Annotated in this window: 15 protein-coding genes; 13 read left to right on the plus strand and 2 right to left on the minus strand. The window is 53.5% G+C overall.

Annotated features, from left to right (window positions below):
• Nucleotides 1–9 precede the first annotated feature (9 nt).
• Nucleotides 10–1,914 (minus strand): ABC transporter ATP-binding protein, encoded by a 1,905-nt coding sequence (locus ABIE11_RS18015; protein ID WP_100778637.1) that lies wholly within the window; start codon nt 1,912–1,914, stop codon nt 10–12.
• A gap of 124 nt (nt 1,915–2,038) precedes the next feature.
• Between ABIE11_RS18015 and kefG the strand changes: the two genes are divergently transcribed.
• The 4 genes from kefG (at nt 2,039) to slyD (ending at nt 5,288) form a co-directional block, all read left to right on the plus strand.
• The gene (gene kefG / locus ABIE11_RS18020) at nt 2,039–2,590 is read left to right on the plus strand and encodes a glutathione-regulated potassium-efflux system ancillary protein KefG (protein WP_206732574.1); all 552 of its coding nucleotides are present in this window, start codon (nt 2,039–2,041) and stop codon (nt 2,588–2,590) included.
• Nucleotides 2,590–4,395: a glutathione-regulated potassium-efflux system protein KefB gene (gene kefB / locus ABIE11_RS18025; protein WP_107702728.1), complete on the plus strand. Its 1,806-nt coding sequence runs from the start codon at nt 2,590–2,592 to the stop codon at nt 4,393–4,395. The genes kefG and kefB overlap by 1 nt, the downstream gene beginning before the upstream one ends.
• 10 nt (nt 4,396–4,405) lie before the next feature.
• On the plus strand, nt 4,406–4,606 hold the full coding sequence (locus tag ABIE11_RS18030) for a YheV family putative zinc ribbon protein (protein ID WP_100778640.1): 201 nt from the start codon (nt 4,406–4,408) through the stop codon (nt 4,604–4,606).
• 94 nt (nt 4,607–4,700) lie between these two features.
• On the plus strand, nt 4,701–5,288 hold the full coding sequence (slyD, locus tag ABIE11_RS18035; protein WP_429185030.1) for a peptidylprolyl isomerase: 588 nt from the start codon (nt 4,701–4,703) through the stop codon (nt 5,286–5,288).
• A gap of 178 nt (nt 5,289–5,466) precedes the next feature.
• On the opposite strand, the gene ABIE11_RS18040 is transcribed toward slyD, so the two are convergent.
• Nucleotides 5,467–5,685 carry a protein SlyX gene (locus ABIE11_RS18040; RefSeq protein ID WP_100778641.1) on the minus strand — a complete coding sequence of 73 codons (219 nt, stop codon included), beginning with the start codon at nt 5,683–5,685 and terminating at the stop codon, nt 5,467–5,469.
• A 236-nt stretch (nt 5,686–5,921) separates the two neighbouring features.
• Between ABIE11_RS18040 and fkpA the strand changes: the two genes are divergently transcribed.
• The 9 genes from fkpA to ABIE11_RS18085 form a co-directional block, all read left to right on the plus strand.
• Nucleotides 5,922–6,743, plus strand: a complete 822-nt coding sequence (gene fkpA / locus ABIE11_RS18045; RefSeq protein WP_095283677.1) for an FKBP-type peptidyl-prolyl cis-trans isomerase — start codon at nt 5,922–5,924, stop codon at nt 6,741–6,743.
• A 163-nt stretch (nt 6,744–6,906) separates the two neighbouring features.
• The gene (locus ABIE11_RS18050; RefSeq protein ID WP_100778642.1) at nt 6,907–7,629 is read left to right on the plus strand and encodes a helix-turn-helix transcriptional regulator; all 723 of its coding nucleotides are present in this window, start codon (nt 6,907–6,909) and stop codon (nt 7,627–7,629) included.
• The gene (tusD, locus tag ABIE11_RS18055) at nt 7,629–8,015 is read left to right on the plus strand and encodes a sulfurtransferase complex subunit TusD (RefSeq protein ID WP_429185031.1); all 387 of its coding nucleotides are present in this window, start codon (nt 7,629–7,631) and stop codon (nt 8,013–8,015) included. The genes ABIE11_RS18050 and tusD overlap by 1 nt, the downstream gene beginning before the upstream one ends.
• On the plus strand, nt 8,015–8,374 hold the full coding sequence (gene tusC, locus ABIE11_RS18060; RefSeq protein WP_429185032.1) for a sulfurtransferase complex subunit TusC: 360 nt from the start codon (nt 8,015–8,017) through the stop codon (nt 8,372–8,374). The genes tusD and tusC overlap by 1 nt, the downstream gene beginning before the upstream one ends.
• A gap of 7 nt (nt 8,375–8,381) precedes the next feature.
• On the plus strand, nt 8,382–8,669 hold the full coding sequence (gene tusB, locus ABIE11_RS18065) for a sulfurtransferase complex subunit TusB (RefSeq protein ID WP_102105357.1): 288 nt from the start codon (nt 8,382–8,384) through the stop codon (nt 8,667–8,669).
• Nucleotides 8,670–8,792: 123 nt separating this feature from the next.
• Nucleotides 8,793–9,167, plus strand: a complete 375-nt coding sequence (gene rpsL, locus ABIE11_RS18070; RefSeq protein WP_000246815.1) for a 30S ribosomal protein S12 — start codon at nt 8,793–8,795, stop codon at nt 9,165–9,167.
• A gap of 96 nt (nt 9,168–9,263) precedes the next feature.
• Nucleotides 9,264–9,734, plus strand: coding sequence for a 30S ribosomal protein S7 (rpsG, locus tag ABIE11_RS18075; RefSeq protein WP_004106370.1), 471 nt, complete (start codon nt 9,264–9,266; stop codon nt 9,732–9,734).
• Nucleotides 9,735–9,829: 95 nt separating this feature from the next.
• A complete protein-coding gene (gene fusA / locus ABIE11_RS18080) occupies nt 9,830–11,944 on the plus strand; it encodes an elongation factor G (protein WP_100778646.1) in 2,115 nt (704 codons plus the stop codon).
• A 68-nt stretch (nt 11,945–12,012) separates the two neighbouring features.
• Nucleotides 12,013–12,194: GTP-binding protein (locus ABIE11_RS18085; protein WP_010287081.1), on the plus strand; the 182-nt coding region annotated here is incomplete at its 3' end.

The raw sequence follows: 12,194 nt of genomic DNA on the forward strand, positions 1-12,194 counted from the left end.
CCTGATCCCTTAATCGGTTTGCAGCATCTCTTCCAGCTGTTCCTGCGCGTCGAGCCACGCCATTTCGCACTCTTCCAGGCCAGATTTGGTTTTGGCCTGTACTTGCAGGCACTCGGTCAGCTCGGCTTTGCGCGCCTGATCGTACAGGCCGCTGTCGCCGAGCTTCTCTTCCACCGTGGCCAGCTGCGCGTGCAGTTTTTCCATCTCTTTTTCCAGACGCGCGATCTCTTTACGCAGCGGCTGGGTTTGCGTGCGCAGTTCTGCCTCGCGACGTTTCTGGTCTTTACGCGCCTGAGCGCTGTTGGCGTTATCTTTCGCGTCGTCGGCAGGCTGGTTTTCCTGCTTCTGCACGTCCGTTAGCCACTGCTGATAATCTTCCAGATCGCCGTCGAACGGTTCGACTTTGCCATCGTGCACCAGATAGAGGTCATCGGTGGTGGAGCGGATCAGGTGCCTGTCGTGCGAAACCACGACAAGGGCGCCTTCGAATTCGATCAGCGCTTCGGTCAACGCCTGACGCATATCGAGATCCAGGTGGTTAGTCGGTTCATCGAGCAGCAGCAGGTTCGGACGCTGCCAGACGATCAGCGCCAGCACCAGACGGGCTTTTTCCCCGCCGGAGAAGCGCTCGGTGTTCTCGCTGACTTTATCGCCCTGGAAGCCGAAACCGCCGAGGTAGTCGCGCAGCTTCTGCTCCATTTCCTGAGGTGCCAGACGCGCCATATGCTGAATCGGCGATTCGTCTGCGCGTAAAAATTCCAGCTGGTGCTGGGCGAAGTAGCCCAGTTTGATGCCCTTCGCCAGCCCGATATCGCCGCTGACCGGGTTCAATTCGCCCGCCAGCAGTTTAATCAGTGTGGACTTACCTGCGCCATTACGCCCGAGCAGACCGATGCGCGAACCGGGCACCAGGTTGAGCTTGATGGAGTCGAGAATAATGCGCTCGCCGTAGCCGGCGCTGACCTTCTCCATTTTCAGCAACGGGTTCGGCAGGCTTTCCGGGGCGCGGAAGCTAAAGTGGAACGGGTTATCCACGTGAGCAGGGGCAATCATCTCCATACGCTCGAGCATCTTGATGCGGCTCTGAGCCTGTTTGGCTTTGGAGGCTTTAGCCTTAAAGCGATCAACAAAGCTTTGCAGATGGGCAACGCGCTGCTGCTGGCTTTCGTACATCGCCTGCTGCTGTGACAGGCGTGTGGCGCGCTGGCGCTCGAACGAGCTGTAGTTGCCCGTATATTCGAACATCGATTCCTGTTCGATATGAATGATTTTATCGACGACCGGGTCGAGGAAGTCGCGGTCGTGGGAGATCAGGATCAGCGTGCCCTGATAGCTTTTAAGCCATTTTTCCAGCCAGATCACCGCGTCGAGATCGAGGTGGTTGGTCGGTTCATCGAGGAGCAGCAGATCCGAGCGGCAGACCAGCGCTTGCGCGAGGTTCAGGCGCATACGCCAGCCGCCGGAGAAATCGCTCACCGGGCGCTCTAACTGCTCGTTGCTGAAGCCCAGACCGTGCAGCAGGCTGGAGGCGCGCGAGCGGATGGTCCAGGCGTCGATGGCGTCGAGCTTGCCGTGAACGGTGGCGATGGCGTGGCCGTCGTTGCGCTCGTTGGCGGCGTTCAGCTCGGCTTCCAGCTTGCGGTATTCGCGGTCGCCGTCAATGACATAGTCGAGCGCCGGAACGCTCAGGGCAGGGGTTTCCTGGTTAACCCAGGCCAACTGCCAGTTTCCCGGATAGGTGAAGCTCCCTGCATCGGCGCTCATCTCGTTTTTCAGAAGCGACAGCAAAGTGGATTTGCCGCAGCCGTTTTTGCCCACCAGACCGACTTTTTGCCCAGGGTTAATGGTGGCTGTAGCGTTGTCCAGCAGGACGCGTACGCCGCGACGAATTTGTAACGAGGAGAAAACAATCATAGAGCGCCGTGTGTTCCGACTATGTTAAGTTGTCATTATAATGGAGTTAAATGTTGTACCGCGCCTGACGCGGGAGTGCCATGTTAGCCCAAAATGGCAATGATGACGACCCGGGAGGGGAATGATGTCCCAGACAGCAAAAGTGCTGCTGCTGTATGCCCATCCGGAATCACAGGACTCGGTCGCTAACCGGGTTTTGCTCAAACCGGCTCGACAACTCAGCAATGTGACGGTGCACGACCTGTACGCGCACTATCCTGATTTTTTTATTGATATCCCACACGAACAGGAACTATTGCGTCAGCATGACGTGATTGTGTTCCAGCATCCGCTTTATACCTACAGCTGTCCGGCGTTGCTGAAAGAGTGGCTGGACCGGGTGTTGACCCGCGGCTTTTCCAGTGGACCAGGGGGAAACCAGCTGGCGGGAAAGTACTGGCGGAGTGTCATCACGACCGGTGAACCCGAGAGCGCCTACCGTCACGACGGGCTAAACCGCTATCCCATGAGCGATATTCTGCGCCCTTTTGAGTTGACGGCGGCCATGTGCCGTATGCAGTGGATGAGCCCGATTGTGGTCTATTGGGCCCGCCGCCAGCCCTCAAAAGAGCTGGCGAATCATGCCAAAGCCTATGGCGACTGGCTGGCCTCACCGATTCTGACAGGAGGCCGCTGATGGAAGGTTCCGATCTGTTACTGGCTGGTGTGTTGTTCCTCTTCGCGGCGGTTGTGGCCGTGCCGCTGGCCTCCCGGCTGGGTATCGGCGCGGTGCTGGGCTATCTGCTGGCAGGTATCGCGATTGGTCCGTGGGGGCTTGGGTTTATTAGCGACGTGGATGAAATCCTCCACTTCTCTGAGCTGGGTGTGGTCTTCCTGATGTTTATCATTGGGCTGGAGCTGAATCCGGCGAAGCTCTGGCACCTGCGGCGCTCGATTTTTGGCGTTGGCGCCGCACAGGTGCTGTTCAGCGCGGTGATCCTCGCTGGATTGCTGATGTTGACCGAGTTCAAGTGGCAGGCGGCGGTGATCGGCGGGATTGGTCTGGCGATGTCTTCGACGGCGATGGCGCTGCAGCTGATGCGCGATAAGGGGATGAATCGCAACGAGTCGGGACAGCTCGGTTTTTCCGTTTTGCTGTTTCAGGATTTAGCGGTGATCCCTGCGTTAGCGCTGGTGCCGCTGCTCGCCGGATCTGGCGACGATCATTTCGACTGGATGAAAGTTGGCATGAAGGTGCTGGCGTTTGCAGGCATGCTGATTGGCGGGCGTTACCTGCTGCGTCCGGTGTTTCGCTTTATTGCGGCGTCTGGCGTGCGGGAAGTGTTTACCGCGGCGACGCTGCTGCTGGTGCTGGGTTCCGCGCTGTTTATGGATGCGCTGGGGCTGTCGATGGCGCTGGGGACGTTTATTGCGGGCGTTCTGCTTGCCGAGAGTGAATATCGTCACGAGCTGGAGATTGCCATCGATCCCTTTAAGGGGCTGCTGTTAGGGCTGTTCTTTATCTCTGTAGGCATGGCGCTCAACCTTGGCGTGCTCTACACCCATCTGCTGTGGGTGGTGATCAGCGTCGCGGTGCTGGTAGCAGTGAAAACCGGCGTGCTTTACGCCCTGGCGCGGATTTACGGACTCCGAAGTTCTGAGCGCATGCAGTTCGCGGGCGTGCTGAGTCAGGGGGGAGAGTTCGCATTTGTGCTCTTCTCCACAGCATCGTCTCAGCGTTTATTTCAGGATGATCAGATGGCGCTGCTGCTGGTGACGGTCACTCTGTCGATGATGACCACGCCGCTGCTGATGAAGCTGATTGATAAATCCCTGTCGCGCCGCTTTAATCCGCCTGAAGACGAAGCGGAAACACCGTGGGTGGAAGACGATAAACCACAGGTAATTGTGGTGGGGTTTGGCCGTTTTGGGCAGGTGATTGGCCGCTTGCTGATGGCCAATGAGATGCGTATTACGGTGCTGGAGCGTGATATCAGCGCAGTAAATCTGATGCGCAAATACGGTTATAAAGTCTATTACGGCGATGCGACGCAGCTTGAGCTGCTGCGTTCAGCAGGTGCCGAGGCCGCAGAGTCTATCGTCATCACCTGTAATGAACCGGAAGATACGATGAAGCTGGTGGAGCTGTGTCAGCAGCATTTCCCGCACCTGCATATTCTGGCGCGCGCCAGAGGGCGCGTGGAAGCCCATGAGCTGTTGCAGGCGGGGGTGAAAAACTTCTCGCGTGAGACGTTTTCCAGCGCCCTTGAGCTAGGCCGTAAGACGCTGGTTTCGTTGGGGATGCATCCGCACCAGGCGCTGCGCGCCCAGCTGCATTTCCGCCGCCTTGATATGCGTATGCTGCGCGAGTTAATGCCCGTCCATAGCGATACGGCGCAAATCTCCCGCGTGCGGGAAGCTCGCCGTGAGCTGGAAGAGATCTTCCAGCGTGAGATGCAGAAGGAACGGCGTCAGCTGGATGGCTGGGATGAATTTGAATAGGGGAAAAAGTATGGCAGTTCGTAAACGTTTTATTGCAGGCGCAAAATGCCCGTCCTGCCAGGCGCAAGATACCCTGGCCATGTGGCGCGAGAATAATATCGATATTGTTGAGTGTGTTAAGTGCGGGCACCAGATGCGCGAGGCGGACAAAGAGGTTCGCGAGCATGTTCGCAAAGAAGAGCAAGTGATCGGCATTTTTCATCCGGACTAGCGATATGCCCTCAGATTTTTTAAGCTAAAGGGTACACGGGTGCAGATTTCCGCTACAATCTGCGCCAGCAATTTTCCCACGCTCAGGAGATATCATGAAAGTAGCAAAAGACCTGGTGGTCAGCCTGGCCTATCAGGTACGTACAGAAGACGGTGTGTTGGTTGATGAGTCTCCGGTGAGTGCGCCGCTGGACTACCTGCATGGTCACGGTTCCCTGATTTCCGGCCTGGAAAACGCGCTGGAAGGTCATGTTGTTGGCGACAAATTTGATGTTGCTGTAGGCGCGAATGACGCTTACGGTCAGTACGACGATAATCTGGTTCAGCGCGTTCCTAAAGACGTGTTCATGGGCGTTGACGAGCTGCAGGTTGGCATGCGTTTCCTGGCTGAAACTGACCAGGGGCCAGTACCTGTTGAAATCACAGAAGTTGAAGACGAGCACGTTGTGGTCGACGGTAACCACATGCTGGCTGGCCAGAACCTGAAATTCAACGTTGAAGTTATCGCGATTCGTGAAGCGACTGCTGAAGAGCTGGCTCATGGCCACGTTCACGGTGCAAATGGTCACGACCACGATCACGACCATGACGGTTGCTGCGGTGGTCACGGCCACGAGCATGACCACGGTCATGAGCACGGCAAAGGCGGTTGTGGTGGTAACGGCGGTTGCGGCTGCCACTAAATCACCGGCGTCTTTCGAGCCGCAGAGACGTTGACTGCGTTTACCAGTCCCGGTGGTAGAGTATTCTATGCTCTCGGGAATGTTCTAACCAGTCACCTTTCTGCAACGCGTATGACCGGGTAATTTAGCAGTGTCGCAGGCACAAAAAAGCGGGAAATATTCCCGCTTTTTTTATGCCTCAATAGTGAGGTGGGGGCGTCTCTTCTGCCTGTGAGGCGATGTGTGACGACTGTGTCGCTTTCACTTTTTCCGTAAGCAGGCGCAGAAGATCGCGCAGTTTGGCCATTTCCAGTTCGTGAGCCGTCACCGTCTGGTTCAGCTCATCGATGGTCACTTCCTGAAAAGCCAGGCGGCTTTCCAGCTCGGCCAGCCGCGCTTCCAATGTCGTATTTTGCATGATTGACCTCTCTGTGATTTCGCACGCCAGGGGCGTTGGCGGCGGCGAATTTTACCCGAGTTTACTCCTCTGTAAAGCATCCTGCCTTAATGCAAGAAACTTATTTAAACAAAAATAGTCTGAAAAGAAGCGAGTTTAGGGAGAGTCTGTCTGTAGATTTCTTCTTCAACGTTCTATAGTACGCTTCTCATATACGTTTAACGCTGGGGTGAGAGGCCCCGGTCCTGGAGAAATGGATGAAATCACTGTTTAAAGTAACGCTGCTGGCGACCACAATGGCCGTCGCACTGAATGCGCCGCTCTCTTTCGCTGCTGATACCGCTGCGAAGCCTGCTGCAAGCGCAGACAGTAAAGCTGCGTTCAAAAATGACGACCAGAAATCAGCCTATGCGCTGGGCGCATCTCTGGGCCGTTACATGGAAAACTCTCTCAAAGAGCAAGAGAAACTGGGCATCAAACTGGATAAAGACCAGCTGATCGCCGGGGTTCAGGATGCGTTTGCAAACAAGAGCAAACTGTCTGACCAGGAAATCGAACAGACCCTGCAGGCTTTTGAAGCTCGCGTGAAAGGTGCTGCTCAGGGCAAGATGGAACAAGACGCAAAAGACAACGAAGCGAAAGGCAAAGCCTACCGCGATACTTTTGCTAAAGAGAAGGGTGTGAAAACCTCTTCTACCGGTCTGCTGTACAAAGTAGAGAAAGCCGGTACTGGCGATGCGCCTAAAGACAGCGATACCGTAGTTGTGAACTACAAAGGTACCCTGATCGACGGTAAAGAGTTCGATAACTCTTATACCCGTGGTGAGCCGCTCTCCTTCCGTCTTGACGGTGTTATCCCAGGCTGGACCGAAGGCCTGAAAAACATCAAGAAAGGCGGCAAAATTCAGCTGGTAATCCCACCGGATCTGGCTTACGGCAAAACGGGCGTTCCGGGTATTCCGGCTAACTCCACTCTGGTCTTCAATGTTGAGCTGCTGGATATCAAACCAGCACCGAAGGCAGATGCCAAACCAGATGCTGCAGCAGATGATAAAGCTGCAGACGCAGCGAAGAAGTAAAACGCTGAAAACCGCCGCCTTTAAGGCGGCGGTTCTTTTATTAGGGGCAGATATAATTAACACTGGAAAGCGTTACCTACGCTGTATTAATTTAGTTGTCCGTGTAAATATGAGCCTGCCCTGACAACCTAATGACAGGCTCCTGAAAAGGAGTGTTTTTTTCATGTCCAGGTCGCTTTTAACCAACGAAACCAGTGAACTCGATTTGCTGGATCAACGTCCTTTCGACCAGACCGACTTCGATATTCTCAAATCCTACGAAGCGGTGGTGGACGGGTTAGCGATGCTCATTGGCTCCCACTGCGAAATCGTATTGCACTCCCTGCAAGATCTGAAATGTTCCGCCATCCGCATTGCTAATGGTGAGCACACTGGCCGCAAAATTGGATCGCCAATTACCGACCTTGCACTGCGTATGCTGCACGACATGACCGGCGCGGACAGCAGCGTCTCCAAATGTTATTTCACTCGTGCCAAAAGCGGCGTTCTGATGAAATCAGAAACGATCGCCATCCGTAACCGCGAGCACCGCGTAATCGGACTGCTGTGTATCAACATGAACCTTGATGTGCCGTTCTCTCAAATCATGAGCACCTTTATTCCGCCTGAAACGCCGGAAGTGAATTCGTCGGTGAACTTTGCGTCTTCCGTTGAAGACCTCGTCACCCAGACGCTGGAGTTCACCATCGAAGAGGTCAATGCCGATCGCAACGTATCGAACAACGCTAAGAACCGCCAGATCGTGCTGAACCTCTATGAAAAAGGCATTTTCGATATTAAAGATGCGATTAACCAGGTGGCAGATCGCCTGAACATTTCCAAGCACACGGTTTATCTCTACATCCGCCAGTTCAAAAGCGGTGATTTCCTGGGACAAGAGAAGTAATGCGTTTTGCCATCATGGTGACAGGCCCGGCTTACGGTACTCAGCAGGCCAGTAGCGCTTTCCAATTTTCCGAGGCGTTGTTGGCTGCCGGGCATCAGCTGAGCAGTGTCTTTTTCTACCGGGAAGGGGTCTACAACGCTAACCAGTTGACCTCGCCTGCGTCGGATGAGTTTGATCTGGTGCGCGGCTGGCAGAAACTTAATGAGTTAAAGGGCGTCGAGCTGCACATTTGTGTCGCGGCGGCGTTGCGTCGCGGTGTGACGGATGAAGCAGAAGCCGAGCGTCTTGGCCTTGTCGGGGCGAATCTCCAGCCAGGCTTTTCCCTCAGTGGCTTAGGCGCTCTGGCTCAAGCGGCGCTGACCTGCGATCGGATGGTACAATTCTGATGAACCGCGTTGCCTTTGTATTTACTTCTGCCCCACACGGCAGTGCAGCCGGCAGGGAAGGGCTTGATGCGCTTTTAGCAACCTCGGCTCTGACGGAAGATATCGGTGTCTTCTTTATCGGTGATGGCGTGCTCCAGCTTTTGGCCGGGCAACAGCCTCAGCAGATTTTGGCGCGTGACTATATTGCGACCTTCAAAGTTCTGCCCCTGTACGACATCGAGACTTTCTGGGTCTGTGCGGCATCGCTAAAAGAGCGCGGGCTGGATGAAAACATCGCTATGGTGCTGGATGTGACCGTCGTCGCGCCCGAGGTGTTACGCGAACAACTCTCTCAATATCATACTGTTCTGACTTTCTGAGGCCGTCATGCTCCATACCTTGAGCCACTCTCCGTGGCAGTGCGATATCGACGGGTTGCTGAGAATGCTGGCCGACGGCGACGACCTGCTGCTGATTCAGGACGGCGTGCTGGCCGCAATTGAAGGCAGCCGCTTTGTTGAAATGCTCAATAATGCCCCCATTACTGTCTCTGCGCTAAAGGAAGACATTGATGCACGCGGCCTTGCTGCTCAAATTTCAGCCAAAATCGACGTGGTTAGCTATACTGATTTCGTCAATCTCTCGGTGAAACACACAACTCAAATGAGTTGGTGAGGTGAGATCGCTGTATATTTCTTGACACCTTTTCGGCGTGGCCCTAAAATTTCGCGTCCTCATATTGTATGAGGCGATTTATTACGTGTTTACGAAGCAAAAGCTAAAACCAGGAGCTATTTAATGGCAACAGTTAACCAGCTGGTACGCAAACCACGCGCTCGCAAAGTTGCAAAAAGCAACGTGCCTGCGCTGGAAGCCTGCCCGCAGAAACGTGGCGTATGTACTCGTGTATATACCACCACTCCTAAGAAACCAAACTCCGCACTGCGTAAAGTATGCCGTGTGCGTTTGACCAACGGTTTTGAAGTGACTTCCTACATCGGTGGTGAAGGTCACAACCTGCAGGAACACTCCGTGATCCTGATCCGTGGCGGTCGTGTAAAAGACCTTCCGGGTGTTCGTTATCACACCGTTCGTGGTGCGCTCGACTGCTCCGGCGTTAAAGACCGTAAGCAAGCTCGCTCCAAGTATGGCGTGAAGCGTCCTAAGGCTTAATGGTTCTCCGTTAAGTAAGGCCAAACTGATTTATCTTAATGTCAAACTAAACTCTTTGAGTTTTGGACAATCCTGAATTAACAACGGAGTATTCCCATGCCACGTCGTCGCGTCATTGGTCAGCGTAAAATCCTTCCAGATCCTAAGTTCGGATCAGAACTGCTGGCAAAATTTGTAAATATCCTGATGGTAGATGGTAAAAAATCTACTGCAGAAGCAATCGTATACAGCGCGCTGGAGACCCTGGCTCAGCGTTCTGGTAAAAATGAACTGGAAGCTTTCGAAGTCGCTCTCGACAACGTTCGCCCAACCGTAGAAGTTAAGTCCCGCCGCGTTGGTGGTTCTACTTATCAGGTTCCAGTTGAAGTTCGTCCGGTTCGTCGTAATGCTCTGGCAATGCGTTGGATCGTTGAAGCTGCTCGTAAACGCGGTGATAAATCCATGGCTCTGCGTCTGGCGAACGAACTTTCTGATGCTGCAGACAACAAAGGTACTGCAGTTAAGAAACGTGAAGACGTTCACCGTATGGCAGAAGCCAACAAGGCGTTCGCACACTACCGTTGGTAATCCCTTCGGAGTCATAGTCACCAGGCGGGCGCTTCAGAGAAGCCGCCCGCTCTGGGTTACTTAACTGAACGCCAAAGAATCAAACGAGGAATCAAATGGCTCGTACAACACCCATCGCACGCTACCGTAACATCGGTATCAGTGCGCACATCGACGCCGGTAAAACCACTACTACCGAACGTATTCTGTTCTACACCGGTGTAAACCATAAAATCGGTGAAGTTCATGACGGCGCAGCTACCATGGACTGGATGGAACAGGAGCAGGAGCGTGGTATTACCATCACCTCCGCAGCGACTACTGCATTCTGGTCAGGTATGGCTAAGCAGTATGAACCGCATCGCGTAAACATCATCGACACCCCGGGGCACGTTGACTTCACCATCGAAGTTGAACGTTCCATGCGTGTTCTTGATGGTGCAGTAATGGTTTACTGCGCAGTTGGTGGTGTTCAGCCACAGTCTGAAACCGTATGGCGTCAGGCTAATAAATACAAAGTTCCACGCATCGCGTTCGTTAACAAAATGGACCGTATGGGTGCTAACTTCCTGAAAGTTGTTGGTCAGATCAAAACCCGTCTGGGCGCGACTCCGGTTCCGCTTCAGCTGGCAATTGGTGCTGAAGAAGGTTTCACCGGTGTTGTTGACCTGGTGAAAATGAAAGCCATCAACTGGAACGAAGAAGATGCAGGCGTCACCTTCGTTTATGAAGATATTCCAGCAGACATGCAGGACCTGGCCGACGAATGGCACCAGAACCTGATCGAGTCCGCTGCTGAAGCTTCAGAAGAGCTGATGGAGAAATACCTGGGTGGTGAAGAACTGACTGAAGAAGAGATCAAGAAAGCTCTGCGTCAGCGCGTTCTGAACAACGAAATCATCCTGGTAACCTGTGGTTCTGCGTTCAAGAACAAAGGTGTTCAGGCAATGCTGGATGCGGTAATTGATTACCTGCCATCTCCAGTAGATGTTCCTGCGATCAACGGTATCCTGGACGACGGTAAAGACACTCCGGCTGAACGTCACGCAAGTGATGACGAGCCGTTTGCTGCACTGGCGTTCAAAATCGCTACCGACCCGTTCGTGGGTAACCTGACGTTCTTCCGCGTGTACTCTGGCGTGGTTAACTCCGGTGACACCATCCTGAACTCCGTGAAAGCTGCACGTGAACGTTTCGGTCGTATCGTACAGATGCACGCGAACAAACGTGAAGAGATCAAAGAAGTTCGCGCAGGCGACATCGCTGCGGCTATCGGTCTGAAAGACGTGACTACTGGTGACACCCTGTGTAACCCAGATCACCCGATCATTCTGGAGCGTATGGAGTTCCCTGAGCCAGTAATCTCTATCGCCGTTGAACCAAAAACCAAAGCTGACCAGGAAAAAATGGGTCTGGCTCTGGGCCGTCTGGCTAAAGAAGACCCATCATTCCGCGTATGGACTGATGAAGAATCTAACCAGACCATCATCGCTGGTATGGGTGAACTGCACCTCGACATCATCGTTGACCGTATGAAGCGTGAATTCAACGTTGAAGCTAACGTGGGTAAACCTCAGGTTGCTTACCGCGAAGCGATTCGTGCGAAAGTTACCGATGTTGAAGGTAAACACGCTAAGCAGTCTGGTGGTCGTGGTCAGTACGGTCATGTTGTTATCGACATGTACCCACTGGAGCCGGGCTCAAATCCGAAAGGTTACGAGTTCATCAACGACATCAAAGGTGGTGTAATTCCTGGCGAATACATCCCTGCCGTTGATAAAGGTATCCAGGAGCAGCTGAAGTCTGGCCCTCTGGCAGGTTACCCAGTAGTAGATCTCGGCGTGCGTCTGCACTTCGGTTCTTACCATGACGTTGACTCCTCTGAACTGGCGTTTAAACTGGCCGCTTCTATCGCCTTCAAAGATGGCTTTAAGAAAGCGAAACCAGTTCTGCTTGAGCCTATCATGAAGGTTGAAGTAGAGACTCCGGAAGAGAACACCGGTGACGTTATCGGTGACCTTAGCCGTCGTCGTGGTCAGCTGAAAGGTCAGGAATCTAACGCTACTGGCGTTCAGATTCATGCTGAAGTTCCGTTGTCAGAAATGTTCGGGTACGCAACTCAGCTGCGTTCTCTGACTAAAGGTCGTGCATCTTACTCCATGGAATTCCTGAAGTATGATGATGCGCCGAACAACGTTGCTCAGGCCGTAATCGAAGCCCGTGGCAAATAAGCCTCAGGTTTAAAAACCAAAATCCCGTGTCCCCTCGGTGAGGGGGCACTATAGTAAGGAATATAGCCGTGTCTAAAGAAAAATTTGAACGTACAAAACCGCACGTCAACGTTGGTACTATCGGCCACGTTGACCATGGTAAAACTACCCTGACTGCTGCAATCACTACCGTTCTGGCTAAAACCTACGGTGGTTCTGCTCGTGCATTCGATCAGATCGATAACGCACCAGAAGAAAAAGCTCGTGGTAT

The sequence above is a fragment of the Lelliottia sp. 489 genome (genome assembly GCF_050435885.1).
GTDB lineage: Bacteria > Pseudomonadota > Gammaproteobacteria > Enterobacterales > Enterobacteriaceae > Enterobacter > Enterobacter nimipressuralis.

Coding starts and splice junctions, on each gene's coding strand:
- ABIE11_RS18015 (WP_100778637.1), bottom strand. CDS start 1,914: ATGATTGTTTTCTCCTCGTTACAAATTCGTCGCGGCGTACGCGTCCTG.
- kefG (WP_206732574.1), top strand. CDS start 2,039: ATGTCCCAGACAGCAAAAGTGCTGCTGCTGTATGCCCATCCGGAATCA.
- kefB (WP_107702728.1), top strand. CDS start 2,590: ATGGAAGGTTCCGATCTGTTACTGGCTGGTGTGTTGTTCCTCTTCGCG.
- ABIE11_RS18030 (WP_100778640.1), top strand. CDS start 4,406: ATGGCAGTTCGTAAACGTTTTATTGCAGGCGCAAAATGCCCGTCCTGC.
- slyD (WP_429185030.1), top strand. CDS start 4,701: ATGAAAGTAGCAAAAGACCTGGTGGTCAGCCTGGCCTATCAGGTACGT.
- ABIE11_RS18040 (WP_100778641.1), bottom strand. CDS start 5,685: ATGCAAAATACGACATTGGAAGCGCGGCTGGCCGAGCTGGAAAGCCGC.
- fkpA (WP_095283677.1), top strand. CDS start 5,922: ATGAAATCACTGTTTAAAGTAACGCTGCTGGCGACCACAATGGCCGTC.
- ABIE11_RS18050 (WP_100778642.1), top strand. CDS start 6,907: ATGTCCAGGTCGCTTTTAACCAACGAAACCAGTGAACTCGATTTGCTG.
- tusD (WP_429185031.1), top strand. CDS start 7,629: ATGCGTTTTGCCATCATGGTGACAGGCCCGGCTTACGGTACTCAGCAG.
- tusC (WP_429185032.1), top strand. CDS start 8,015: ATGAACCGCGTTGCCTTTGTATTTACTTCTGCCCCACACGGCAGTGCA.
- tusB (WP_102105357.1), top strand. CDS start 8,382: ATGCTCCATACCTTGAGCCACTCTCCGTGGCAGTGCGATATCGACGGG.
- rpsL (WP_000246815.1), top strand. CDS start 8,793: ATGGCAACAGTTAACCAGCTGGTACGCAAACCACGCGCTCGCAAAGTT.
- rpsG (WP_004106370.1), top strand. CDS start 9,264: ATGCCACGTCGTCGCGTCATTGGTCAGCGTAAAATCCTTCCAGATCCT.
- fusA (WP_100778646.1), top strand. CDS start 9,830: ATGGCTCGTACAACACCCATCGCACGCTACCGTAACATCGGTATCAGT.